This window comes from Klebsiella sp. SWET4, from assembly GCF_024296565.1.
GTDB classification, from domain to species: Bacteria; Pseudomonadota; Gammaproteobacteria; order Enterobacterales; family Enterobacteriaceae; genus Klebsiella; species Klebsiella variicola.
The window spans coordinates 41,664-66,738 of record NZ_JANCOB010000012.1; the positions used below are offsets into that span (position 1 = coordinate 41,664).

Genomic DNA, 25,075 nt, shown 5'->3' on the forward strand with positions numbered 1-25,075 from the left:
CGCCATCCGGCACAACCGCGGGTACGGCGTCTGATGTGTATCGCCCGGCGGCGCTGCGCTTGCACGGGCCTGGGGGATGAGGAAACGCCTGCGCAAACGCAGGCCGGATAAGACGAAGACGTCAGGCAAACGCCATGAAGAAATGGATTACTCGGCGGCCGTTTTCCCTTTGCCGGGCAGCCTGAACGCTTCGCCATAGGGCTTCGCGATACCCATGCGATATTGTGTCTCTTTGGCCGCCTGGTGGAGGTCGGCAAACTCCTCTTTCGGCGCTGGCGGACGTTGCGCCTTTTTCAGACACTGATTACGATGGTGACGGATCCACTCTCTGTCATCATCGTTCAGGCAGCGCTGCATCACCTCAATCCATCTGGATGCCGCTCGACGGTAGAGCCCACTCGCCTCTAACCGTTCAGCAATACTGTCCCTTATTCTCATCCACCTCGCTCCTCTGATGCTTTCACGATATCCCATGGTATTCCGACACCTGGGCCGGAATACCATGGTAGAGTTAATTTATGACAAAACTATTCCTGTGCAGCGCAAGGAATATATTCATTATAATAATCGCTGTGCATAGCAAACCGCATTCGCGGTAATTACTTCCAAAGAGCTCCGGAATTATATGTCGAATGCCGCCATGGATACCGGATGGTATCGACGGTTGTACCTATCAATAGCTATTTAATTTATTATATTTCCGTTATCAAATACCTTGCGATGTCATCCACTCCCTGTACAACCAAGCCTCATGGCGACCTAACGGAGTGCTCCAGCAGTTTATTTCTGAAGATAAATAAGCAGGCTTCATTAAAATTATCTAACCCCAGTCGCTCATAAAGCGCAGTGCGCTTCCGGTAAAGGCTTTTTACCGAGGTATTCAGATTCACCGCCACCTCCTCCATGGTCATACCCGCCCCAAGCAAACGTAGCATTAACTGTTCAGACAAACTTAAGCGCAGATCGTCAAACCACTCTTTGGTCAGCCGCTTGCTCTTCATCTCCAGAAAAAGCCCAAATAATGTCGCCATATCGGCGGGTGATAATGACATGTTTAAAAACGATTTCAGACTCAGTAAATGCTCTTCCCGATGGCGCATATCGAGGACGATACAACATATTCGCTTTCTGGATTGTGCCGCCTCCATCACCAGGTAATCGTAATGACAAAGCGGCGAACGGCTATCAACCAGCAGAGAGACCTCATCAACCTCATTATCTAAAATCGTTTTTCCGCTAGAATCTAACTGAATGATATCAGGAAAGAAATTCTTAACCCCTTGAAAAAGATAGTAATCCTGAGTAACCAATATCATTGAAGTTGCCACAAATCGTCCCTTTAACATTTAATCAACAAATTCTCGTCAACCAGACGTTTTCCTTCCCCCTTTGGACGCTTCGCATGGCGGTAAAAATAACGAGACCTGTGATTTATCATTAGCGCGGCATCTGACTCTGGCTGTGAAAACCCTCCTTGCGTTCTGATGGAAAATAAACGGATTAATTATAAATAAAAAAAATCCACAGAAAAGATGCTTTTTTTGGCATTGAGAATTTTTGTCAGAAATCATCTTAAATATCCAGTGAAAAACACCAACCCCTTCACAATATAAGCAGCACATCAATTTTGAAACAAAATTCCAACCCTCTTTCTTTTTTATTTATTTCAGTAAGTTAAAGAAATCAACTTCAACAACGCCGCTCGAATTAAGTCGATTTTACAGAATTATCTTAAAACGCAGCTCATCATTTATCCATATTTATCCGCTGCCGTATCGGGTATAAATTATCCATTCAATTATCAGCAGGAGATATGTTTATTACTTTGCAATAAGTCATTCACCCGCAGTGCCAGTCAGCTAAATGGGACCATCCTCATCCTTTAACTCACTGTCAAAGGACGGTCGTGTTGTGCAATGGATTCTTGATGAACATATGGCAAATAGAAATGGAAAGATCACCTTATTCAAATACGTTATTGTTTAATCGCAACACGAAACTCTCGCTGTCAATCGGCTTGCTTTTGCTCTTCCCGGCGCTGGTTCAGGGAGCAGATTCGCTCTATGACCAGCAGATCCTGCAAGCGCGTCAAGGCCAGTACGCCCCCTTTCTCTCTTATCTTCAGCAGTACCAGCTGCGGCATGCCTTAACCCCTTCTCAGGTGGCGGACTGGCTGCAGGTAGCTCTCTGGGGCGGCCAGGACGATGAAGTGGTGAAAGTCTGGCGACGCTATCAGGTTTATATGCCGCTTCCCGCACGCGGTACCGCCGCGGCGGCACAGGCCCTGCGTAACCAGAAACAGTGGCAAGCCTCGCTCACCCTCTGGCAGCAGTCTCTCAGCCAGGCCCCTGACAGTGACGATTATCGTATCGGCTATATCAAAACGCTGGCCGATGCCCGCAAGGACGGCGAGGCGCTCAGCGAAGCGCGTCGCCTGGTAGCGGAGCAGGCGAGCGTTGCCCACCTGCAGACGCTCTCTTATGTCTACCTGCGGCTTGGCAAAAGCTGGGACCAGCTGTTGGTGGACACGCAGATCCTCGATCGCGAACCGCAAAACAAAGCCGCGCTGGCCAGCCTGATGGCGACCCTTACCCGCAACCGGATCGATTCCCCTGCTCTCGGCCTGGCGGATAGCGTCGAACTGACGCCTGCGGAAAAGCGCAATCTGCAGTTGAACGCCGCCGCCGAACTGGTGCGCCTTGCCGATACCCCTTCCCGCGAAGAAAACGCGCGTTACGCGCTGGCCCGCACGGCGCTCACGCAGTATGACGCGATGATTGCCGCCTGGCACCCCGACCCACAGGCTGCGCCCGACATCATCCGGGCGCGCATTGATCGTCTGGGTGCGCTGTACGCCAATGCAGATTACGCGCAGGTCATCCGTGAATACCAAAATCTCATCGCGCAGCAGCAGACCGTTCCCGACTGGGCCATCGGCTGGGTCATCTCCTCTTATATCGCCCTTAAGCAAATTGAGCCTGCGCTGACGCTTATTCACCAGCATCCCTCGTGGCTGACAAGCCAACAGAATGAGGAACACGAGCTTTTCTACGCCCTGCTGGACACCGGTCAGTACCCGGCGGCGCAACAGTATGTCGCCCGCCTCACCCGGAATGCACCCTACATCCGTCGTCTCTACGGTTCGCCGACGCCGCAGCCGAATGACGACTGGCTCACCGCACAGTCGCTTAACGTGCACTATTTAGCGGCCACCAACGCCCTGCCGCAGGCCGAAGCCCGGATGCAGCGCCTGGCGGCAACGGCCCCCGGCAATCAGGGCCTGCAGATAGATTATGCCGCCCTTCTGCAGGACAGAGGGCTACCGCGAGCCGCCGAAAGCCAGCTAAAAGCAGCGGAATCTCTGGAACCCGCCAGCTTGCAGCTGGAGCGCCAGCAGGCCTGGGTCGCCCTCGATCTGCAGGAGTGGCGGCAAATGGATCTGCTGACTGACGACATCGTCGCCCGCTCGCCACGGGATCTGAATACCCAGCGCCTGGCCAGAGCGCGCGAGGTCCATCATCTTTCCGAACTTCGCCTGAGCGTTGGCAAAGGGCTGCACTCCGACAACCCGGTGAGCGGCACCCACGACCTCAGTTTTGAGACGGCGATCTACAGCCCGCCGCTAGCCGACAGCTGGCGGTTGTTCGGCGGGCACCGCTTCGCTGAAGGCAATTTTGAAGAGGGGAAGGGCAGCCGTCGCCAGCTGTTCGCCGGCGTTGAATGGCGCCCGCGCGACTACTGGGGCGAGCTTGAACTCTCCAGTGTCAATTTTCACGGCGAGAACAAGCCCGGCGTCCGCCTTTCCGCCGCCCACGACGTCAGCGATCGCTGGCAGCTGGGCGGCGAACTGGAGCGGATTTCGCAGCAGACTCCGCTGCGCGCGTTACGCAACGGCGTCAGCGCCAACCGCGGCGAAGGCTGGCTGCGCTGGTATCAAAACGAACGCCGGGAATACCGCGTCAGCGTGGCCGCCAGCCGGTTTACCGATCGTAACCGCCGCCAGGAGTACATCCTCTCCGGTAAAGAGCGCCTCTGGCAGACGCCGTGGTTAACGCTGGATCTGCAGCCCGGTCTGTCGGCCAGCGCCAATAGCCGCACCGACACCGCCTACTACAGTCCGGCACGGGACCTCGCTGCCACCGCGGCGCTGGCCGTCGATCACACGCTTTACCAGCGCTATGACACCGTCTGGAGCCAGCAGCTGCTCGCCGGCGGCGGCAGCTACTGGCAAAAAAATCACGCCGCCGGGGCGATCACGGTGCTGGGCTACGGGCAGCGCCTGCGCTGGAACAACGTCGTCGACACCGGGGTGATGCTGAACTGGGACAAACGCCCCTACGACGGTAAACGCGAAAACAACCTCGCCATCACTCTTGATGCAAATATACGGTTTTAAGGATGACCATGCTGAACACGACCCTGCGCAACGGCCTGATGCTTCTCGTCTGGCTGTGCCTTATCTTCAGCGTGCGTGCTGAGGAAGTCCCCTTCCTCGCCCCGCAGCAGCGCCCCCAACCGGAGGCCAATCAACCCTGGCCGGCGGATCGCTTTCTGGTGCTGGCCTACCATGACGTGGAAGACGATGCCGCCGACCAGCGTTATCTTTCAGTGCGCACCAGTGCGCTCAACGAGCAGATCGCCTGGCTGCTGCATCACGGGTACCATGCGGTGAGCGTCCAGGACATTCTCGATGCACACCATGGCATTAAGCCGCTGCCGGCCAAGGCTTTTCTTCTCAGCTTCGACGATGGCTATAGCAGCTTTTACACCCGCGTCTGGCCGCTACTTAAAGCCTGGAATGTTCCGGCGCTGTGGGCGCCGGTGGGCAGCTGGGTGGACACTCCCGCTGACCAGCCCGTTAATTTTGGCGGCCTGATGACGCCGCGCGAGCGCTTCGCTACCTGGGAGATGGTGCGCGAGCTCAGCCGCTCGCCGCTGGTGGAGATCGGCGCGCACACCTGGGCCTCGCACTACGGTCTGCCGGCCAATCCGCAGGGCAGCCGCGAGCCCGCCGCCGCCAACCGCGGCTGGGATAAAACCACCGGCCGCTATGAAAGCGACGCGCAGTTTACCCGGCGCATGGCCGATGACGTGCAGAAAGTGACGGCGAAAATCCACGAGGTCGCCGGGAAAGCGCCGCGCGCCTGGGTGTGGCCCTATGGCGCCGCCAGCGGCAGCACCCTGGCTATCGCCAAACAGCAGGGGTATCAGCTGGCGTTTACGCTGAACGACGGCCTGGGCAATGTGAAAGATCTGGACAATATTCCGCGCATGCTGATCGCCGGTAACCCGTCGATCAAGGCCTTTGCCAACGCCGTAACCCAGATTCAGGAAGCCGATCCTGTTCGGGTGATGCATGTGGATCTGGACTATGTCTATGACCCCAATCCCGTCCAGCAGGCGAAAAATATCGATAAGCTGGTGCAGCGCGTCTATGACATGAAAATCAGCCATGTCTTTCTGCAGGCCTTTTCCGACCCGCAGGGCGACGGCACGGTCAAGTCGCTCTATTTCCCCAACCGCTGGCTGCCGATGCGCGCCGACCTGTTTAACTTCGTCTCCTGGCAGTTGCAGACCCGCGGCGGGGTGAAGGTCTATGCCTGGATGCCGGTGCTGGCCTTCGATCTCTCGTCCGATCTGCCGCGCGTTCAGCGCTGGGATCCGCAAACCGGGAAGGCGTTACTTGCCCGCCAGCCGTACGTTCGCCTGTCGCCCTGGGATCCCCGGGTTCGCCAGCAGATCACCGACATCTACGAAGATCTGGCCCGGCACGCCAGCTTCAGCGGGATTCTGTTTCACGATGACGCCGTGCTGACCGATTTTGAAGACGTGAGCCCGGAGGCGGTCGCCGCCTGGCGGCAGACGGGTCTGGGGCACGATGCCGGCCCGGTGCCCCAACGTCCGCAAGAGCGCCAGGCATGGATGCGTTTCAAAAGCCAAACCCTGACCCGCTTCACTCTGGATCTACGCCAGGCGGTGCAGGCCATCCGCGGCCCGCAGGTGAAAACGGCGCGTAATCTCTTCGCCCTGCCGATCCTGGAGCCGCAGAGCGAAGCCTGGTTCGCGCAGAATCTGGATGACTTCCTTGCCGCCTATGACTGGACGGTACCCATGGCGATGCCGCTGATGGAGTCCGTACCGATTGACGCCAGCCAGGCCTGGCTGACGCGGCTGGTCCAGGCCGTCGCCAGCCACCCGGGCGCGCTGAAGAAAACCATCTTTGAACTGCAGGCCCGAGACTGGAACCGACGCCAGCAAAACGCCATTCCCGACCAGCAGCTGGCGGACTGGATGCGTTTGCTGCGGCTGAACGGCGTCAAAAACTACGGCTACTACCCTGACGATTTTATTAACAACCAGCCTGATATCTCCCGTATCAGGCCGCAATTTTCTTCCTGGTGGTACCCTGACCATGACTGATCGCATTATCGCATTGTGTATTTTATGCCTCGTATTCGGGCTGCCGTTAGGTGTCGCAGCGGTATTTACCGGCGAGCTTATCCTCGACTTTGTCTTTTTCTGGCCGCTGTTTATGTCAGTGCTGTGGATCACCGGGGGCCTTTATTTCTGGTTTCAGCTGGAACGCCACTGGCCGTGGGGGGAGGATACCCCGCCGCCGACGCTGCCGGGCAATCCGCTGATTTCGATCCTGATCCCTTGTTTTAACGAGGAGAAAAACGCTCGGGAAACCATCAGCGCGGCGCTGGCCCAGCGTTACGCCAATCTCGAAGTGATCGCCATTAACGACGGCTCTTCGGACAACACCGCCCAGGTGCTCCAGCAGCTGGCGCAGGAGGAGCCGAGGCTGCGGGTGATCCACCTTGCCGCCAATCAGGGAAAAGCGGTAGCGCTCAAAGCAGGCGCCGCCGCCGCCCGCGGCGATCTGCTGGTCTGCATCGATGGCGACGCCCTGCTGGACCGGGATACCGCGGCCTGGCTGGTCGCGCCGTTGATCCACTATCCGCACGTCGGGGCGGTCACCGGCAATCCGCGGATCCGCACCCGATCCACGCTGATCGGCCGCATTCAGGTGGGTGAGTTCTCGTCGATCATTGGGCTTATCAAGCGGACGCAGCGGATCTATGGCCGGGTCTTTACCGTCTCCGGTGTGATTGCCGCCTTCCGGCGCCAGGCGCTGGCGGACGTCGGCTACTGGAGCCCGGATATGATCACCGAAGATATTGATATCAGCTGGAAGCTTCAGCTCCGCCACTGGGACATCTTTTTCGAGCCGCGGGCGCTGTGCTGGATCCTGATGCCGGAGACCCTCAAAGGGTTATGGAAGCAGCGTCTGCGCTGGGCGCAGGGCGGCGCGGAGGTTTTTCTGGTCAACCTCCGTCGCCTGTTTCACTGGGAGCATCATCGGATGTGGCCGCTGTTTCTGGAGTATGCCTGCTCCACGCTGTGGGCCTTTGCCTACGCGGTTACCATTCTGCTGTTTATCCTCAGCCGCCTGATGCCGCTGCCTGACAATCTGGCGGTGCACAGCCTGTTTCCGCCGGAGTTCACCGGCATGCTGCTTGGCGTGATGTGCCTGCTGCAGTTCGTCGCCAGTCTGTATATCGAGCGACGCTACGAGAAAAAAGTCGCCAAATCACTGTTCTGGGTGATCTGGTTCCCGATGGTCTACTGGATGATCGGCCTGCTGACCACGCTGGTCGCTTTTCCGAAAGTGATGGTGAAACGTCAACGTTCCCGCGCGCGCTGGGTGAGTCCGGACCGGGGAAAAGGAAGCCTGTGATGAATGAAAATACGCTCATCTTAACCGAACACCGTGTGCTGCCCCGGCTGGTCGACGCCGGTTTAACGCTGCTGGCCTGGCTCGGTTTTCTGTTCTTTCTGTACGCCAATTTGCTGATGCAGTTCATCGCGCCGCCCTCTCCGCGCTGGGAGTCGCTGATGGCTTCACTGAATACGGCGCTGGTGTATCTGCTGATTGCCGCACTGAACGGCTGGCTGTTGATCCTCTGGTATCATTACAACCGGCGCCGCGCTCGCACCCGGCATCATACCGCGGTGCTCACCCTGCGACATGATGAGCTGGCGAGCAGCTTTAACGTTGCGCCGCAGATTATCTCGGAGATGAGCCGCTATAATTTGCTCACCGTTTACCACGACCAAATCGGGCAGATTATTGATTTAAAAAGCCACGCGTTACCGCCGCCGCAGGAAGAGAGCGATCGCGCATGAGAGCAAGGCCGCCGTCGGCGGCCTGTATGGGTTACGACGCCGTGGATCAGCCGCCGGCTTTTTTGATGGCGGCTTCCAGCGAGGCCTGATCCGCCAGCCCCGGGAAGACGGTGATGCTGGCTTCCGTGGCGCCGGTGGTCGGCATCACGATCACGCCCGGCGTGCCGCTCAGACCAATCTCCTGCGCCAGATCGTTAATGCTCTGCAGCACCGGTTCGACGTCGGTGGCCTTCTTCGCATCAAAGCCGGCTTTCTTCGCCTGCTGCTGGATATCCGCCGTCGTCAGCTTACCTTCGTTATGGCCGGTAGCGTAAATCCCGTTATGGTAGGCCAGATAGGCATCCGCCCCTTTCTGCTGATAGATCTGCAGGCCGGTTTTTGCCGCCTCCAGCGAGCTTTCCCAGCGGCCGCCGAAAATCGGCCACTCTTTAAAGGCGAAACGGGTCTGCGGGTGCGCTTTAATCACCTGCTCCATCACCGGCGCCAGACGGCTGCAGTACACGCACTGGTAGTCGAAGAATTCGATCACCGTGACTTTGCCGTTGGCCGGGCCGTAGGTCGGGGTATTTTTATCCTGGGTCAATACAGCCGCGTTTTTCAGCACTGCCTGAGTGGCCGCGCTGGCCTGCTGTTCAGCCTGTATTTGCTGCAATTTCTGGCTCGCCTGCAGGAGGACTTCCGGGTGGGCGACCAGGTAGTCGGCGGCGATTTTGCCGATTTTCGCCTCCTGTTCCGGGGTGAAAGTCGCCGGCGCGTCAGCGGCAGAGGCCATCGCCGGCAGTAAGACAGCGCTCAGCAGGGCGACAGAGAGGTATTTCTTGTGGCCAGACATAGTGGGGATCCTTGCGATAAGTGAACGGCAGGTGAGTCTGGGTGACAAAATATCACCCTTTTTCGCCGAAGCCTTGCCCAACGGCGCGTTGATTCGTAACTTTATTTTTCAGGCACGCTTTTCCCGCGCGACGGCGTGGGTCTGCGTCAGTGGTCAATGCGCCCCAGGCGGAGTACCCTGCGCAGCGGTTTTTCTTGCTCTTTTTTCAGGTGGTTTCTCTCGAAATGAATGCGTTACTCCAACAATGGGACATGGCGGTGATTATGCTGCAGATTGTCGCCATCGATTTACTGCTGGGCGGCGATAACGCCGTGGTGATAGCCATGGCTTGCCGCAAACTGCCGCCACAAAAGCGCACCAAAGCGATCATCATCGGTACCGTGGGGGCGATCCTGGCGCGCGTGCTGCTGCTGGCGCTCGCCCTGTATCTTCTGTCGCTACCGTGGCTGAAAATAGTCGGCGCGTTGCTCCTGCTGTGGATTGGTATGAAGCTGGTGAGTAATGAGGAAGAAGAGAGCGAGGTCGGCAGCTCCGCGAGCCTGTGGCGCACCGCGATCACCATCACCGTCGCCGATGTGATCATGTCGCTGGATAATGTGTTGGCGGTCGCTGCGGCGGGAAAAGGGCACATTGCGCTGGTCGCCCTCGGCGTGGCGATCAGCATTCCGATTATCGTCGCGGGCAGTAAACTGGTCCTGGTCCTGCTCACCCGCTTTCCCGCCGTGGTGCTGTTGGGCGGAATGCTCATCGGCTGGATTGCCGGCTCAATGCTGGTCAGCGATCCCACCATTCAGCAACTGTTTCCCGCCGCCGGGGACGGCACCGCGCGCGTGGCTGGCGCCGTCGGCGCGCTGCTGGTGCTGTTTGAAGGATGGCGCCGCCGCCCACGGCCGCAGGCGAAAGAGTAGCCTCGCCCACGACACCGCCGACCCCGACGGCGTCAAGTTTCCGCCACTTTTCTTCCCCTTCAGGGCGCATTTGCCCTACGCTTTATACTGACGCCTGTTCCAGGGAATATGTAACCACCGCACTGAGCATAGATGAGATAAAATCATGGAATTGAAGGATTATTATGCCATTCTCGGGGTGCAACCAACCGACGATCTGAAAACTATCAAGACCGCCTACCGCCGCCTGGCGCGCAAATATCACCCCGACGTCAGTAAAGAAAGCGATGCCGAAGCCAAATTCAAGGATCTCGCCGAAGCCTGGGAAGTCCTGAAAGATGAGCAGCGGCGCGCCGAATACGATCAGCTCTGGCAGCATCGCAACGATCCCGGCTTCGGTCGCCAGCAGCAGACACACGAGCAGAGCTACAGCCAGCAAGATTTCGACGACATCTTCTCCTCCATGTTTGGCCAGCAGGCGCATCAGCGTCGCCGTCAGCATGCCGCACGCGGCCACGATCTGGAGATCGAAGTGGCGGTGTTCCTTGAAGAGACGCTGGCCGAGCAGACGCGCACCATCAGCTATAACCTGCCGGTGTACAACGTGTTTGGCATGATCGAAAGTGAAACGCCGAAAACGCTGAATGTGAAGATCCCCGCCGGGGTAGTCGATGGTCAGCGTATCCGCCTGAAAGGCCAGGGAACGCCGGGCGAAAACGGCGGCCCGAACGGCGATCTGTGGCTGGTTATCCACATCGCCCCGCATCCGCTGTTCGATATTGTCGGCCATAACCTGGAGATCGTCCTGCCGCTGGCGCCATGGGAGGCCGCGCTGGGTGCGAAAGTCACGGTGCCCACCCTGAAAGAGAGCATTCTGCTGACGGTGCCGCCGGGCAGTCAGGCAGGGCAGCGACTGCGTATCAAGGGCAAAGGGCTGGTGAGCAAAACCCACACTGGCGATTTGTTCGCCGTCATCAAAATTGTCATGCCGCCAAAACCAGATGAAAAAGCGCGTGAGCTCTGGCAACAATTGGCCGCCGCCGAAGCCAGCTTCGATCCGCGTAAGACATGGGGGAAAGCCTGATGGCTACAGTAACAGTGACGTTTACCATTACCGAATTGTGCCTGCGTACCGGGGTATCGGAAGAGGAGCTGACGGAGATCGTCGGCTTAGGGATGATTGAACCGCACCAGCCGCAGGCGGAAACCTGGCTATTCGACGACAGCGCGGTGACGATTGTCCATCGAGCGGTGCGCCTGCGTAACGAGCTGGAGCTGGACTGGCCGGGGATCGCGGTGGCGCTGACCCTGCTGGATGAGAACGCGCGACTGACCCGCGAAAATCGCCTGCTGCAGCAGCGCCTGGCCCGCTTCCTCGCCCACGGATAGGGGCGACATCCCGGGTGGCAGCGTTCCGCCTTCGTGCCGGATGGCGGCTACGCCTTATCCGGCCTACAAACTAAGCACAGCGCAAGCCGGGGAATTTCCCGGGTCGCGGCGTTCCGCCTTACCCGGGCTACCGGACTGGGCCCACCATTGCACTGGATCCGTAGGCCCGCGCAAGCGTAGCGCCGCCGGGCATGGCCACAGCCAGGGAGCCGCCTGTATGCCGGATAGCGGCTAAGCCTTATCCGGCCTACAAACTAAGCACAGCGTGACCCGGGGAATTTCCCGGGCAGTGCAAACAGTAGCCCGGCTAAGCGCAGCGCAAGCCGGGGAGTTTCCCGGATAGCGCAAACCGGGAATAGCGCTTAATCCGGTAACGAACCGGCGAGATTACGCGCGGAGACGCTCTCGCTGACCGGCGCGGGCGGCTCCGGCGCCTTAGCTGGAGCCGCCGCTGGCGCGGATGCCGGGGCGGAAGAGGCCGGCTGGATCTCAAGGAACGAAGCCAGCATCTTACGCAGCGTTTCCGGTTTAGTATCTTCCGCCAGCAGCGCCGCCAGCATCGACGGCAGGCGGCTATCGACTTCCCCTAACGCCAGCCCCGCCAGCAGCGCCGTACGCGACATATCGCCGCGGTCGCCACGGTGGTGGGCCTCAATTTTTGCGTCCGCGAAGCGCTCGCTGGCGCTGATATCCGGGCGCAGGTAAATCAGCACTTTTCTGCGATCCAGAGTCATAGACGCTCCTTAACCAATAATTTTCAGACCACGCACCAGGGCAAACTGCGGCTCTTCAGCCACCACGAAACGGTCCTCGCGCAGCCCCATACGTTCACGAATCGCATCGGCCACCAGCGGCGCGCCGCCGCCAATCACGATGGCGTGCGAATAGCCTTTAAAGCTATCAATCGCCGTCAGGACGCGGGTGGTCAGACGTTCGATGCTGTTATTGATCACCTTCTTCACCTCAGAAACAGCATCCGGATCGTTGATGTTGTCGGTCAGGTATTCTTCGTCGTGGCGGTTGATGATTATCTGGTCAACGTTATAGCTGGAAGTGTCGGTATTCGCCCGGGCCAGCGCCAGCTTAACGGCATCGGTCACCAGCGATACCCCCAGCTTCGGATCGCCGTAAATGCGCGAAACCGAGGTCATCTGCCCGGCGACCATTGAAATATCCAGCGTGGTGCCGCCAAGGTCGATAATCAGCACCGAATGCGACGGTTTCAGTTCATCGCACAGGCTGATCCCCGCCGGAATGGATTCCGGGCGCACGGTAACTTTCGTGATATTGAACACCACGCCTTTGTTCAGTTTAACGTCGCGCAGCAGGCTCTTTTTCTTACGCTCAATGTTATCAAGACGATATTGCGCATCTTCGTCGTAAAATTCGGTCAGCGGCAGGGTGACCACAATCTCGACATCCTGCGGCTCAAGACCGCTGGTCAGCAGCGCGTGATGGACAGCGATGGAGTTCAACGGGCTATATTGCCAGTCAATGTTATTGGTGGGGAGCGCATCGGGGGTGATCAGGTCGAATGAGTACTTTTCATCATCCACGGTGTAGTTAAAAGGCTTCCCGGAACCGAAGGTGGCAGACCAGCCGCGTTTGAAACTGTTGGGGCTGATATGGGTGAAAGTTTCGCCATCTTGCTCCCACAGCATTTTGATATTGGTTGAACCATCATCGATAAAAATGCGCATCGCATTGCTCCATCACTGAGACAAATAAGAGAAAAATGTAAGACCCCAAAAGAGTAGCAAGAGTTAAAAAGCCGCGCAAGTGCACGAAAAAGAGACAATTCCGAGTTTTATTTGAGAAAAAATGGAGAAACGAACAATTCAATGCGCCCTGAAAGAGAAATAACTGAGACAAAATAGAGAAATACAGTTTCTCTCTTTCTGTCTGTTTCAGACACTGTTCTTGTACAAAAAGAGAGCATCCCTCCCCTCTTTCCTCAGCGGTTTTCGCACGCTTTTTACACCTGGTTGGGTACCACAATCGGCCGTTCCGGCTCGACGACATTTTCCGGTACCCGGCGATATTTATCCAGCAGGTGAATCTGAATACGGCGCAACATATCGCCATTCAGTTTGTAATAACGGAAATAGAGAAACAGCGTCAGGGCGAAAAAGAGCGTCGGCAGCGCAATCATAATCGCCTGCATCCCCAGCAGCGTGTGAGATGACTGCACAACATTCGGCACGTAGCCGATGATACCGAGCACGATGGCAATAAACCAGGCCGCAAACGCCGAGCCCGCTTTCACCACCAGCGTCTGTACCGAGTAGGCGATGCTTTCGCAGCGGATATTCATCGTATATTCGCCGTAGTCGACGGTATCGGCCACCATAATAACCTGCAGCACCCAGAACAGCGCGGTGCCGATATTCAACAGCACCCCGGCCAGCGAAATCAGCGCGATGTTGTAAACGCCGCTCAGCGCCATCAGCAACAGCACGCCGCAGCCCAGCACGGGCATGATCGAAGCACCCGCCCACAGAATGCGCCGCGACAGCCCTTTCACCAGTCGTGGGAACAGGATCAGCGTCAGCAAATTCGCCGCCCCCGCGTAGGACATGTAATACGGGAACATCTCCGCGCTGCCAATCACGTAGGTAAAGTAGTAAATGGCAAAGCCAGCGATAATGTTCGCCGCCGTGTTATAGGCCAGCGCCATGCCTAACAGGCAGGCCAGCTGATCGTTTTTATAGATGAGCGCCACCATCTGGCGCAGTGAAAGATGGCTGGAATCCTCGCTCACGCCGCTATCCGAGGAGTAAACCTCATGCACGTTACGCAGGGTGACCAGGGTGGAAATCACAAAGAAGGCAATCAGCACCAGGGTAAACATCTGGAAACCGAAACCGCGGTCGGCGCCGCCCACGGCGCTGACAAACGGCAGCGTGACGCCGGCCGTCACAAACCCAGCAAGGCTGGCGAAAAAGCGCGGGTAAGGCACCAGTTGTTCACGTTCACGTTTATCGAGGGTAATAGTCGGCACCAGCGACCAGAACGGCACATCCATGATGGTATAGGTGAAGCCCCACAGCAGATAGGTCAGCCACACCCACGCCAGTAGGGCCCCGCCGCTGAAGTGATGGGCGCTGAACAGCATATACAGCACCACCGAGTTGGTTATCGTGCCGATCAGGATCCACGGTTTGAACTTCCCCCATCGCGATCGCGTGCAGTTGACGATCCATCCCATGATCGGATCGGCTATCGCATCGAGGATCCTTGCCACCAGGAACAAGGTGCCGACCACCCCAACCGACAGGCCAACAATATCGGTGTAGTAATACATCAGATACATGTAGACGATACCGATAGCGAAATCTTTACCAAAGGCACCGAATCCGTAGCTGAGCTTTGTTGTCATTGAAATACTCATAGGGTACAGGTCGCTGTCGCCAGCGCCTCCTTCAGCGTTTGATAGAGCGTGACAGGCACCGCCGGGTTCGTTGCCCCCGGCGGCATGAGAGGATTAACGGTGCAGCCAGGCCGGCAGCCAGTCGCCGTGGCTGGCGATCAGATCGTCCACCAGCGCGTAGATCTCTTCGATCCCCAGCACCGCGGCGGTGTGCGGATCCATCATCGTGGCGTAATAGACGTAATCCCGGTCTTCGTTGAGGATCGCCTGCGTCAGCAGCGTTTGTACGTTGATGTTGGTCTGCATCAGCGCCGCCAGATGCGCCGGCAGCGCGCCCACTTTGGTCGGCTGAATACCGTTGGCGTCCACCAGGCAAGCCACTTCCACGCAGCAACCCTGCGGCAGGTTGTCGATGAGATTATCGTTGCGTACATTGCCGTACACCACGCTTGGCTCGCCGGTCCAGATGGCGTTCATGATGGTGCTGGCATACTCGCGGGATGGTTTCACCTCTATGCGCTCGCCGCGCTGATAGCTCTCCAGCTCCTGATGCCAGTTGGCCAGCTGCTCGACGCAGCGTTTAGGGTATTCATCCAGCGGCACTTTATAGTGAGCGATAAGGTCATCGCGGCCCGGCTTGATAAACCATGGCGTATATTCCGCGAAATGCTCCGACGATTCGGTGACAAAGTAGCCCAGCTTTTTGAACATTTCGTAGCGGACGATGTTTTCGCAACGCGGGTTGCCGTGCAGGTTAGGCTTCGGCGCCCGGCCCTCGGCGTAGGCCTGCAGCAGGTCGGGATAGAGACTGACGTAGCTGCCATCCGCGAGCTTTTTCTCCAGCGACAGATAGAACGCCATATGGTTGATTCCCGCGCAGCGGTAGCGTAAATCCGCCGGATCGAGATCGAGGTCGCGCGCCAGCTCTTCCGCCGTCCCCTGTACCGAATGGCAGAGGCCAACCTGCTTGATATGCGGGTAGCGGGCGTACATGGCCCAGGTATTCATCGCCATTGGGTTGACGTAGTTAAGCAGGGTGGCGTCCGGGCAGACCTCGGTCATATCGTCGCAGATAGCCCACAGGTGGGGGATGGTGCGCAGCGCGCGCATAATGCCTCCCGGCCCCAGCGTATCGGCAATGGTCTGCTCCAGGCCGTGGCGCTTGCAGACGGTAAAATCGGTGACCGTACAGGGCTCATAGCCGCCAATCTGGAAAGCGACCACAACGAAATCGGCACCCTGCAGGGCGGTTTTACGATCGCGATGGCAGCTGATTTCGCCGTTCGCGCCCACCGAATCCATCAGCTTGCGCACCACGATATGCGACTCTTCCAGCCGGGTTTCATCGATATCCATCAGCGCGATATGCGCCGATTTCAGCGCCGGGCGCTGGAAAACATCACCGAGAATATTTTTGACGAACACCGTCGAACCGGCGCCGATAAAAGTAATTTTTGGGGCGGTCATCACGCACTCTCCATCAGGTCATTGAACACTTGCAGAGTGGCACGCCGTTTAGCGTTGCGCTGCCCTGTTCCCACCGGAGCATTCCCGTAAACTCAGATCGGCCATTAAACGCCACAAAATCTGAGTTTTTGGCAATAGATCGACTTAAAAGGAGAGAAAACGGGCCGGTTATTCCGCTAAGCTGTAGTCAGTTCTGGCGAAAAATGCAGCCACTCTGACAATCCAGGAATAGGTTAATCATGGAACACCGCTTTACTTCCCTGCCCCCCGATCCCTTTATGTGCAGCAGCGACGAAAAGCAGAGCCGCAGCCCGCTGGCGCTCTACTCCGAGTATCAGCGTATGGATATCGAACTGCGCCCGCCGCACGCCATGCCCACCAGCCACTGGCACGGCCAGGTGGAGGTCAACGTGCCGTTCGACGGCGATGTAGAGTATTTGATTAATAACGAAGTGGTGCGCATTGAGAAAGGCTATATCACCCTGTTCTGGGCCTGTACGCCGCATCAGCTGACCCGCCCCGGCGATTGCCAGCAGATGGCGATATTCAACCTGCCGATGCATCTGTTTCTGTCGTGGCCGTTGGACCGGGAGCTTATCAACCACGTCACCCATGGAATGGTAATTAAGTCCCTCGCCGCGCAGCAGTTAAGCGCCTTTGAAGTGCGCCGCTGGCAGCAGGAGCTGAACCACGACAATGAACAGATTCGCCAGCTGGCGATCGATGAAATCGCCCTGATGCTCAAGCGGCTGAGCCTCTCCGGCTGGCAGCCGATTCTGGTCAACAAAACCTCGCGCACCCACAAGAATAGCGTCTCGCGCCACGCGCAGTTTTATGTCAGCCAGATGCTGGAGTTTATCGCCGCCCACTATGACCAGGCGCTGACCGTCAATGCCGTTGCCGAGCACGTGAAGCTTAACCCGAACTACGCGATGGGGGTCTTTCAGCGGGTGATGCAGCAGACCATGAAGCAGTATATTACCGCCATGCGGATCAATCATGTGCGGGCGCTGCTGAGCGATACCGACAAGACCATCCTGGATATTGCCCTTACCGCCGGGTTCCGCTCCAGCAGCCGCTTCTACAGCACCTTTACCCGCTACGTGGGCATGCCGCCGCAGCAGTACCGTAAACTTAGCCAGCAGCGACGTCACGGGCTGGCCTTGCCGGAGGCATAAAAAATGCCGCCGGGGTCTCCCCAGGCGGCATGATTAACAGTGAAAACGGTTAGTCGTTGATACGCGGATGCTGCTGCACCAGACGCGACCGTTTTGCCTGCAGATCGGCGATCTCCTGATCGATATCTTCGATTTTTTGTTCGATGTTATCGTAGTGCTCGCCAAGAATTTCTTTCGCTTCCTGGATATCCGACGCCGCCGGGGTCGCCCCTTTCAGCGGGCGGTTAGCCGTCTCTTTCATCGACAGACCCGTCGCCATCCCCACCACCGCGATGACCATCAGGTAGTACGCCGGCATCAACAGGTTCTGAGTGGTTTCCACCAGCCACGCCGCCAGGGTTGGCGTCAGACCAGCAACCAGCACCGAGATGTTAAAGGCGCTGGCCAGGGCGCTGAAGCGGATGTGCGTCGGGAACATCGCCGGCAACGAGGAGGCCATCACCCCGATAAAGCAGTTCAGCACGACCGCCAGCAGCAGCAGACCAGCGAAAATCAGGCCAATCACGTTGCTGTTAATCATAATGAAGGCCGGGATCGCCAGGGCAAACAGCGCCACGCTACCAATCAGGATGAACGGACGACGGCCAAAGCGGTCGCTGAGCATACCGATAACCGGCTGCACAAACAGCATCCCGACCATGATGGCGATGATGATCAGCACCCCATGATCTTCCGAGTAGTGCAGGTTATGCGACAGGTAGCTCGGCATATAGGTCAGCAGCATGTAATAGGTCACGTTGGTGGAAATCACCAGACCAATACAGGTCAGCAGGCTACGCCAGTGCTTGGTGGCAATCTCTTTAAAAGAGACCTTCGGCCCGTCCTGCAGTCCTTCACGGTCGCCCTGCTCCATGGTGTCCACATGCTGCTGGAACGCCGGGGTCTCTTCCAGCGCATGGCGCAGATAGAGACCGATGATGCCTAACGGCAGCGCCAGGAAGAACGGGATACGCCAACCCCAGTCGAGAAAGTTCTGTTCCCCCACCACGCTGGAGATGAGAACCACCACGCCGGCCCCCATCACAAACCCGGCGATGGAGCCAAAGTCCAGCCAGCTGCCCATAAAGCCGCGTTTACGGTCAGGAGAATATTCCGCGACGAAGATCGATGCCCCGGTATATTCACCGCCGACCGAGAAGCCTTGCGCCATTTTACACAGCAGCAGCAGGATCGGCGCCCAGATGCCTATCGTGGCATACGACGGAATCAGGCCGATACAGAAAGTACTTATCGACATGATCACGATGGTTATTGCGAGGATTTTCTGCCGACCATATTTATCGCCCAACATCCCGAAAAACAGGCCGCCTAACGGACGAATTAAAAATGGAACGGAGAAGGTACCCAGTGCGGCAATCATCTGCACGCTTGGGTTGGCATCGGGGAAGAAGACTTTACCTAAGGCGTAGGCCACAAAGCCATAGACGCCGAAATCGAACCACTCCATCGCGTTACCCAGGGAGGCCGCGGTGATCGCCTTTTTCAGTTTACCATCATCGATGATGGTCACATCCTTAAGGGTGATGGGCTTTATTTTTTTCCTTTTAAGCATATTTTTCCTCTGCTACTCCGCCTTGAGTACACGCATCATCGCCGAATGACAAGGCCATTCGTATCGTGCGTCAGGAGCGGTGAATTGCTGTGCTCCTCATTTCAAGCGTAGCAGGTTTGCCTGCACTGTCTGCTGACAGAATGTACAACCGAACCTGTTGACGCCTGCTCTGGCTACTGGTGAATAAATAGAGCGGCCGATCGTGATACCTGATGAAATTGACCTGCTCCCCTTTTTTACCCTAACAGCGTTTATATCTGCGATCAACTTCACATAAATTTACCGCCCTATTACAGAGTGTCCGAAAATAAATAAGTTCATTTTCCTGGCTGCTCGCAAAAATTATTTCCTCACTCCCCCTTATCCTCTGGCGGATAATTTTGGCGGTTATTCTGCTTTCACCCGAATAGTGTGATGGGTAATTTTTACTAAAAAAACACCCGACAAAAGTGGGTGATTGCGCTATAATCAGCCACACTTTCGGCTATCAGCCGCTGTTTAGAGGACCAACGTCCTGTTTTCCGACGACATCACGAGGAACGTCATGCAACTGCCACACTGCCCAAAATGCGATTCGACTTACACTTATGAAGATAACGGCATGTACATCTGCCCGGAATGTGCCCATGAGTGGAACCCTGCCGAGGCGACAGAAGAGAGCGACGTTCTGATCGTTAAAGATGCCAATGGCAATTTACTGGCCGATGGCGATAGCGTTACCGTCGTGAAAGATCTGAAGGTAAAAGGCAGCTCTTCGATGCTGAAAATCGGCACCAAAGTGAAGAATATCCGTCTGGTCGAAGGCGATCACAATATTGACTGCAAAATTGACGGTTTTGGTCCGATGAAGCTCAAGTCGGAATTCGTCAAAAAGAACTGATTTATTTCCGGGAGGTCGGCGTCATTATTTTCCTGCACCACCGTCGCCGCTCCCGATATCATCGTGCCCCACCCGCTCCCTGTGCAACCTGTTATTTTCCGCCTCAGTCCCCGCTATTTTCACTGACCATTTCGCCGCTATGCCGCTACACATTTTCGCGCTGCCGTCTGGCTCAACAGCGTCCCCGGCGACTACGCTTTACGGGTTACGGTCACTGAGGTATTCACCATGTCCTTAAGTCCCTACCTTGCCTTTGCAGGCAACTGCGCCGAGGCAATCGCCTTCTATCAGCAGACGCTGGGCGCGGAGCTGATGTTTAAAATGACCTTTGGCGAAATGCCGCCCCCGGCGCAAGAAGCGTCAGACGGCTGCCCGTCTGGCCAGAAGATGGCAGATGATGCCATCGCCCACGCCAGCCTGCGCATCAATAATGGCGAGCTGATGCTGAGCGACAGCGCCTTCGGGCCCGATGTGCATTACGCCGGCTTCACCCTCGTCCTCGATCCCAGCGATGTCGCTGAAGGCCAGCGCTGGTTCGACGCGCTGGCCGTCGGCGGGCGCATTGAGATGGCCTGGCAGGAAACGTTCTGGGCCCACGGCTTCGGCAAAGTCGTCGACCGCTTTGGCGTCCCCTGGATGATCAACGTGGTCAAACAAGGCTGACCCCGCCAGGGCGGCCCGGCCGCCCTGTCATCCGTCTGGCACCAACTCTTCATCCTTTGGTCATCATCACTTAACCGAAATGCAACATAAACCGGTCAGGATCGGCCCACAACGCGAGGGACCTCCTCGCCTATGCTGTGTGAGGCTTGATGACTATGCACCTGTCCAGACATCCGACCAGTTATCCCACGCGCTATCAGGAAATCGCCGCCCGACTTGAGCAGGAGCTGCGCCACCATTATCGCTGCGGCGACTATCTGCCCGCCGAGCAGCAGCTGGCGACGCGCTTTGACGTTAACCGCCATACCCTGCGCCGGGCTATCGACCAGCTGGTGGAACGCGGCTGGGTCCAGCGCCGTCAGGGCGTCGGCGTGCTGGTGCTGATGCGACCCATCGATTACCCACTCAATGCCCAGGCGCGATTCAGCCAGAACCTGCTGGAACAGGGCAGCGATCCCACCAGCGAAAAGCTACTGTCGGTGCTGCGCCCCGCCAGCGCGCATGTTGCCGAGGCCTTTGGCATCAATGAGGGCGAGAACGTCATCCACCTGCGCACCCTGCGCCGGGTCAACGGTGTGGCGCTGTGCCTGATCGACCACTACTTCGCCGACCTGCGCTTCTGGCCGGTATTGCAAACCTTTAGCCACGGATCGCTGCACGACCTGCTGCGCGATGAGCTCGACGTCAAACTGACCCGGGCACGCACCAAAATCAGCGCCCGCCGCGCGCAGGCGAAAGAGAGCAAGCTGCTGGAGATCCCCAACATGGCGCCGCTGCTCTGCGTACGCACCCTCAACAGCCGCCAGGGCGAGCAGACCCCCATCGAATACTCCGTCAGCCTGACCCGCGCCGACATGATTGAATTTACCATGGAGCACTGAATGCACTTCGATACCGCCACCCGCCAGCGCTGGATGTCCGTGCTGGCCCACAGTGAACCGCAAGATCTTCTGGCGCGCATGCAGTCCCTGCAGCTGGCGCCGGCGTATGAATTGATTCGCACCCCGGAAACCGGGCTGGTACAGCTCCAGGCCCGCATGGGTGGCATCGGCGACCGTTTCTTTGCCGGCGACGCCACGCTCACCCGCGCGGCGGTACGTCTGGCCGACGGGACGCTCGGCTACAGCTGGATCTTAGGCCGCGACCGCCCGCATGCCGAACGCTGCGCGGTCATCGACGCCCTGCTGCAGTCGCCCCGCCATTTTCACACGTTAATGGAAACCCTGATAACCCCGCTGGAAGCGCTACGCAGCGCGCGCATTGAAGCCCGACGCGCCGAAGTCAATGCCAGCCGGGTCGACTTCTTTACCCTGGTTCGCGGAGATAACGCATGACCTTACAACCCGCTTTTACCCTGGCTGTGCAGGATGCCCAACACAGTTTTCGTCGCCTGCTGAAAGCGATGAGCGAGCCGGGGGTGATTGTCTCCCTGCAGCAGCTTCAGCACGGCTGGCAGCCATTGAACGTGGCCTCCACCAGCCTGCTGTTGACCCTTGCCGATCATGAAACGCCGGTCTGGCTCGCCAGCGCTCTGCATAACGATCTGGTGGGACAGAATCTGCGCTTTCATACCGGCGCGCCGCTGGTGGATCAGCCGCAGCAGGCGGTTTTTGCCGTCGCCAATGACGGCATCAGCGCCGAGCAGCTCAACGTCCTTTCCGCTGGCACCGTCACTGCTCCGGAAACCGGCGTCACGCTGATTGTTCAGCTCGCCAGCCTCAGCGGCGGACGCATGCTGCGCCTGACCGGGGCAGGCATTGCCGAAGAGCGAATGATTGCGCCGCAGCTGCCGGACTGCATCATAGACGAATTAACTGAACGCCCGCATCCGTTCCCGCTGGGCATCGACCTGATCCTCACCTGCGGCGAGCGCCTGCTGGCGATCCCGCGCACCACCCACGTGGAGGTTTGCTAAATGTATGTAGCCGTCAAGGGCGGCGAGAAGGCGATCCTCGCCGCTCACGCCTTACAGGAACAGAAACGGCGGGGCGATGGACGGCTTCCCGAACTGAGCGTTGATCAGATAGGCGACCAGCTCAACCTGGCGGTGGACCGGGTGATGACCGAGGGCGGCATCGCCGACCGCGAACTGGCGGCACTGGCGCTCAAGCAGGCCAGCGGTGATAACGTCGAAGCGATCTTCCTGCTGCGCGCCTACCGCACCACCCTGCCGCGGCTGGCGGTCAGCGAACCGATTAACACTGCGGAGATGCGCCTCGAACGCCGCATCTCCGCAGTGTACAAAGACATTCCCGGCGGCCAGCTGCTGGGCCCCACCTACGACTACACCCATCGCCTGCTCGATTTTACCCTGCTGGCCAACGGCGAAGCGCCGTCTGTGCAGCAAGCCGATGGCGAAGCAGAGCCGACGCCGCACGTCTTTAGCCTGCTCACGCAGCAGGGGCTGGCGAAGGCCGAGGAAGATCGCGGCACGCCGCCCGACGATATCACCCGCACCCCGCCGGTCTACCCCTGCTCGCGTTCCTCGCGCCTGCAGCAGCTGATGCGCGGCGATGAAGGTTACCTGCTGGCGCTGGCCTATTCGACCCAGCGCGGCTATGGCCGCAACCATCCGTTTGCCGGCGAGATCCGCAGCGGCTACGTGCAGGTGGAAATCGTGCCAGAAGAGCTGGGCTTTAGCGTCAATATTGGCGAGCTGCTGCTCACCGAATGCGAAATGGTCAACGGCTTCGTCGCCCCGCAGGATGAGCCGCCGCACTTCACCCGCGGCTACGGTCTGACCTTCGGCATGAGCGAGCGCAAAGCAATGGCCATGGCCCTCGTCGACCGCGCCCTGCAGGCGCCAGACTATGACGAAGAGATTGCTGGCCCGGCTCAGGATGAAGAGTTTGTGCTGGCCCATGCCGATAACGTCGAAGCGGCCGGCTTCGTCTCGCATCTGAAACTACCGCACTATGTCGATTTCCAGGCCGAACTGGCGCTGTTGAAACGCCTGCAACGGGAGAACGAACGTGGCTAACCCACTGACTGGCTATAACTTTGCTTATCTCGACGAGCAAACCAAGCGCATGATCCGCCGGGCGATCCTCAAAGCGGTGGCCATTCCCGGCTACCAGGTGCCGTTCGGCGGTCGCGAAATGCCAATGCCCTACGGCTGGGGCACCGGCGGCATCCAGCTGACCGCCAGCGTCATCGGCGAGAACGACGTGCTGAAGGTGATTGACCAGGGCGCGGATGACACCACCAACGCGGTGTCGATTCGTCAGTTCTTTAAGCGCGTCACCGGTGTCGCCACCACCGAGCGTACCGAAGACGCCACCCTGATCCAGACCCGCCACCGGATCCCGGAGACGCCGCTGGTGGAGGATCAGATCCTGATCTATCAAGTGCCGATCCCGGAGCCGCTGCGCTTTATCGAGCCGCGCGAAACCGAAACCCGCACCATGCACGCGCTGGAAGAGTACGGCGTCATGCAGGTGAAACTGTATGAAGATATCGCCCGCTTCGGCCATATCGCCACCACCTACGCCTACCCGGTGAAGGTCAATGGCCGCTACGTGATGGACCCTTCGCCGATCCCGAAATTCGATAACCCGAAAATGCACATGATGCCGGCGCTGCAGCTGTTCGGCGCCGGGCGCGAAAAGCGGATCTACGCGGTGCCGCCCTATACCCCGGTGGAAAGTCTCGATTTCGATGACCATCCATTTACCGTGCAGGAGTGGGATGAGCCCTGCGCCATCTGCGGCTCGCGCCACAGCTACCTCGACGAAGTGGTACTGGATGACAGCGGCCAGCGGATGTTTGTCTGCTCCGATACCGACTATTGCCGCCAGCAGAGCGAGGGGCAGAAAAAATGAGCCAGCCATTACTTGCTGTGAATAACCTGACCCATCTCTACGCCCCGGACAAAGGTTTTCGCGATGTCTCCTTCGAACTGTGGCCGGGAGAAGTTCTCGGCATCGTCGGGGAATCCGGCTCCGGTAAAACCACCCTGCTGAAGGCGATCTCTGCCCGCCTGACGCCGCAGCAGGGCGAGGTGCTGTACCAGCAGCGCTCGCTGTATGCCATGAGCGAAGCCGAACGCCGCCGCCTGCTACGTACCGAATGGGGCGTGGTGCATCAGCACCCGATGGACGGCCTGCGTCGCCAGGTCTCCGCCGGGGGCAACATCGGCGAACGGCTGATGGCCACCGGCGCCCGCCACTACGGCAACATTCGCGCCACCGCCGAAAAGTGGCTGCAGGAGGTGGAGATCCCGCCCTCACGCATCGACGACCTGCCCACTACCTTTTCCGGCGGCATGCAGCAGCGTCTGCAGATCGCCCGCAATCTGGTTACCCAGCCGAAGCTGGTGTTTATGGATGAACCCACCGGCGGGCTGGATGTGTCCGTGCAGGCGCGGCTGCTTGATCTGCTGCGCGGCCTGGCGGTGGAGCTGAATCTCGCGGTGGTGATTGTTACCCACGATCTCGGCGTCGCCCGTCTGCTGGCGAACCGTCTGCTGGTGATGAAGCAGGGCCAGGTAGTCGAGAGTGGCTTAACCGACCGGGTGCTCGACGATCCGCATCACCCTTATACCCAGCTGCTGGTGTCGTCGGTGTTGCAGAATTGATGCTGTTTTGCCGGGTGGCGGCTACGCCTTACCCGGCCTACAGGTGCGTTATTCGTAGGCCGGGTAAGCGAAGCGCCACCCGGCAACCCAA

General features: G+C 58.3%; 24 protein-coding genes and 3 pseudogenes. 17 read left to right on the forward strand and 10 right to left on the reverse strand.

All coding sequences use genetic code 11. The features are described from left to right. Nucleotides 1-147: 147 nt before the first annotated feature. Complete coding sequence (locus NKJ21_RS22415; protein ID WP_306307738.1) at nt 148-504, reverse strand: PerC family transcriptional regulator; 357 nt, start codon at nt 502-504, stop codon at nt 148-150. Nucleotides 505-632: 128 nt separating this feature from the next. Between NKJ21_RS22415 and NKJ21_RS22420 the strand changes: the two are divergent. Continuing rightward, a pseudogene (locus NKJ21_RS22420) lies at nt 633-752 on the forward strand (hypothetical protein); the annotation flags it as partial. Here the strand turns inward: NKJ21_RS22420 and NKJ21_RS22425 are convergent. Further along, nucleotides 750-1,316 (reverse strand): LuxR C-terminal-related transcriptional regulator, encoded by a 567-nt coding sequence (locus NKJ21_RS22425; protein ID WP_012969132.1) that lies wholly within the window; start codon nt 1,314-1,316, stop codon nt 750-752. The pseudogene NKJ21_RS22420 and the gene NKJ21_RS22425 sit on opposite strands and share 3 nt — an antisense overlap. 632 nt (nt 1,317-1,948) lie before the next feature. Between NKJ21_RS22425 and pgaA the strand changes: the two genes are divergently transcribed. The 4 genes from pgaA to pgaD are packed head-to-tail and all read left to right on the forward strand — an operon-like array spanning nt 1,949 to nt 8,190. Then, the gene (pgaA, locus tag NKJ21_RS22430; protein WP_254733220.1) at nt 1,949-4,396 is read left to right on the forward strand and encodes a poly-beta-1,6 N-acetyl-D-glucosamine export porin PgaA; all 2,448 of its coding nucleotides are present in this window, start codon (nt 1,949-1,951) and stop codon (nt 4,394-4,396) included. Between the two features lie 8 nt (nt 4,397-4,404). Continuing rightward, on the forward strand, nt 4,405-6,420 hold the full coding sequence (pgaB, locus tag NKJ21_RS22435) for a poly-beta-1,6-N-acetyl-D-glucosamine N-deacetylase PgaB (RefSeq protein WP_023339430.1): 2,016 nt from the start codon (nt 4,405-4,407) through the stop codon (nt 6,418-6,420). After that, complete coding sequence (gene pgaC / locus NKJ21_RS22440; RefSeq protein ID WP_008807230.1) at nt 6,413-7,741, forward strand: poly-beta-1,6-N-acetyl-D-glucosamine synthase; 1,329 nt, start codon at nt 6,413-6,415, stop codon at nt 7,739-7,741. The genes pgaB and pgaC overlap by 8 nt, the downstream gene beginning before the upstream one ends. After that, complete coding sequence (gene pgaD, locus NKJ21_RS22445; protein ID WP_012543140.1) at nt 7,741-8,190, forward strand: poly-beta-1,6-N-acetyl-D-glucosamine biosynthesis protein PgaD; 450 nt, start codon at nt 7,741-7,743, stop codon at nt 8,188-8,190. The genes pgaC and pgaD overlap by 1 nt, the downstream gene beginning before the upstream one ends. 46 nt (nt 8,191-8,236) lie before the next feature. Here pgaD and NKJ21_RS22450 read toward each other — a convergent pair whose 3' ends face one another. Then, on the reverse strand, nt 8,237-9,022 hold the full coding sequence (locus NKJ21_RS22450) for a DsbA family protein (protein WP_008807232.1): 786 nt from the start codon (nt 9,020-9,022) through the stop codon (nt 8,237-8,239). Between the two features lie 224 nt (nt 9,023-9,246). Here NKJ21_RS22450 and NKJ21_RS22455 point away from each other — a divergent pair, with 224 nt between their 5' ends. Continuing rightward, nucleotides 9,247-9,930 carry a TerC family protein gene (locus tag NKJ21_RS22455; protein WP_008807233.1) on the forward strand — a complete coding sequence of 228 codons (684 nt, stop codon included), beginning with the start codon at nt 9,247-9,249 and terminating at the stop codon, nt 9,928-9,930. On the opposite strand, the pseudogene NKJ21_RS22460 reads toward NKJ21_RS22455, so the two are convergent. Beyond that, nucleotides 9,893-10,000 (reverse strand): annotated as a pseudogene (locus NKJ21_RS22460) (hypothetical protein); the annotation flags it as partial. The gene NKJ21_RS22455 and the pseudogene NKJ21_RS22460 overlap by 38 nt on opposite strands. 75 nt (nt 10,001-10,075) lie before the next feature. On the opposite strand from NKJ21_RS22460, the gene cbpA reads away from it, so the two are divergent. Continuing rightward, the gene (gene cbpA / locus NKJ21_RS22465) at nt 10,076-10,993 is read left to right on the forward strand and encodes a curved DNA-binding protein (protein WP_008807234.1); all 918 of its coding nucleotides are present in this window, start codon (nt 10,076-10,078) and stop codon (nt 10,991-10,993) included. Further along, nucleotides 10,993-11,298 carry a chaperone modulator CbpM gene (gene cbpM / locus NKJ21_RS22470; RefSeq protein WP_012543142.1) on the forward strand — a complete coding sequence of 102 codons (306 nt, stop codon included), beginning with the start codon at nt 10,993-10,995 and terminating at the stop codon, nt 11,296-11,298. Before cbpA ends, cbpM begins: the two co-directional genes overlap by 1 nt. A 362-nt stretch (nt 11,299-11,660) precedes the next feature. Here cbpM and NKJ21_RS22475 read toward each other — a convergent pair whose 3' ends face one another. From NKJ21_RS22475 to NKJ21_RS22490, 5 genes and pseudogenes are all read right to left on the reverse strand, one after another. Beyond that, the gene (locus NKJ21_RS22475) at nt 11,661-12,032 is read right to left on the reverse strand and encodes a plasmid partitioning/stability family protein (RefSeq protein ID WP_016160127.1); all 372 of its coding nucleotides are present in this window, start codon (nt 12,030-12,032) and stop codon (nt 11,661-11,663) included. Between the two features lie 9 nt (nt 12,033-12,041). Beyond that, the gene (gene parM, locus NKJ21_RS22480) at nt 12,042-12,998 is read right to left on the reverse strand and encodes a plasmid segregation protein ParM domain-containing protein (protein WP_004146678.1); all 957 of its coding nucleotides are present in this window, start codon (nt 12,996-12,998) and stop codon (nt 12,042-12,044) included. A gap of 138 nt (nt 12,999-13,136) precedes the next feature. Continuing rightward, nucleotides 13,137-13,268 (reverse strand): annotated as a pseudogene (locus tag NKJ21_RS27875) (hypothetical protein). A 5-nt stretch (nt 13,269-13,273) separates the two neighbouring features. Then, the gene (gene melB, locus NKJ21_RS22485; protein WP_008807237.1) at nt 13,274-14,689 is read right to left on the reverse strand and encodes a melibiose:sodium transporter MelB; all 1,416 of its coding nucleotides are present in this window, start codon (nt 14,687-14,689) and stop codon (nt 13,274-13,276) included. A gap of 93 nt (nt 14,690-14,782) precedes the next feature. After that, nucleotides 14,783-16,135 carry an alpha-glucosidase/alpha-galactosidase gene (locus NKJ21_RS22490; protein ID WP_032741341.1) on the reverse strand — a complete coding sequence of 451 codons (1,353 nt, stop codon included), beginning with the start codon at nt 16,133-16,135 and terminating at the stop codon, nt 14,783-14,785. Nucleotides 16,136-16,374: 239 nt separating this feature from the next. Here NKJ21_RS22490 and melR point away from each other — a divergent pair, with 239 nt between their 5' ends. After that, complete coding sequence (gene melR / locus NKJ21_RS22495; RefSeq protein ID WP_008807239.1) at nt 16,375-17,313, forward strand: transcriptional regulator MelR; 939 nt, start codon at nt 16,375-16,377, stop codon at nt 17,311-17,313. Nucleotides 17,314-17,362: 49 nt separating this feature from the next. Here the strand turns inward: melR and proP are convergent, their stop codons facing one another. After that, the gene (gene proP / locus NKJ21_RS22500) at nt 17,363-18,865 is read right to left on the reverse strand and encodes a glycine betaine/L-proline transporter ProP (RefSeq protein WP_254733222.1); all 1,503 of its coding nucleotides are present in this window, start codon (nt 18,863-18,865) and stop codon (nt 17,363-17,365) included. Between the two features lie 544 nt (nt 18,866-19,409). Here proP and NKJ21_RS22505 point away from each other — a divergent pair. From NKJ21_RS22505 to phnK, 8 genes are all read left to right on the forward strand, one after another. Continuing rightward, entirely contained in the window at nt 19,410-19,745 is a 336-nt protein-coding gene (locus NKJ21_RS22505) for a zinc ribbon domain-containing protein YjdM (protein ID WP_008807241.1), read from the forward strand. Nucleotides 19,746-19,973: 228 nt separating this feature from the next. Further along, on the forward strand, nt 19,974-20,408 hold the full coding sequence (yjdN, locus tag NKJ21_RS22510; protein WP_002885221.1) for a VOC family metalloprotein YjdN: 435 nt from the start codon (nt 19,974-19,976) through the stop codon (nt 20,406-20,408). Nucleotides 20,409-20,563: 155 nt separating this feature from the next. Then, nucleotides 20,564-21,289, forward strand: a complete 726-nt coding sequence (phnF, locus tag NKJ21_RS22515; protein WP_012543146.1) for a phosphonate metabolism transcriptional regulator PhnF — start codon at nt 20,564-20,566, stop codon at nt 21,287-21,289. Continuing rightward, complete coding sequence (gene phnG / locus NKJ21_RS22520) at nt 21,290-21,742, forward strand: phosphonate C-P lyase system protein PhnG (protein ID WP_064180247.1); 453 nt, start codon at nt 21,290-21,292, stop codon at nt 21,740-21,742. After that, nucleotides 21,739-22,323, forward strand: coding sequence for a phosphonate C-P lyase system protein PhnH (phnH, locus tag NKJ21_RS22525; RefSeq protein ID WP_008807244.1), 585 nt, complete (start codon nt 21,739-21,741; stop codon nt 22,321-22,323). The genes phnG and phnH overlap by 4 nt, the downstream gene beginning before the upstream one ends. After that, a complete protein-coding gene (locus NKJ21_RS22530; protein ID WP_008807245.1) occupies nt 22,324-23,388 on the forward strand; it encodes a carbon-phosphorus lyase complex subunit PhnI in 1,065 nt (354 codons plus the stop codon). Beyond that, nucleotides 23,381-24,229 (forward strand): alpha-D-ribose 1-methylphosphonate 5-phosphate C-P-lyase PhnJ, encoded by an 849-nt coding sequence (locus tag NKJ21_RS22535; protein ID WP_002885202.1) that lies wholly within the window; start codon nt 23,381-23,383, stop codon nt 24,227-24,229. Before NKJ21_RS22530 ends, NKJ21_RS22535 begins: the two co-directional genes overlap by 8 nt. Further along, a complete protein-coding gene (phnK, locus tag NKJ21_RS22540) occupies nt 24,226-24,984 on the forward strand; it encodes a phosphonate C-P lyase system protein PhnK (RefSeq protein WP_012543148.1) in 759 nt (252 codons plus the stop codon). The genes NKJ21_RS22535 and phnK overlap by 4 nt, the downstream gene beginning before the upstream one ends. Nucleotides 24,985-25,075 lie beyond the last annotated feature (91 nt).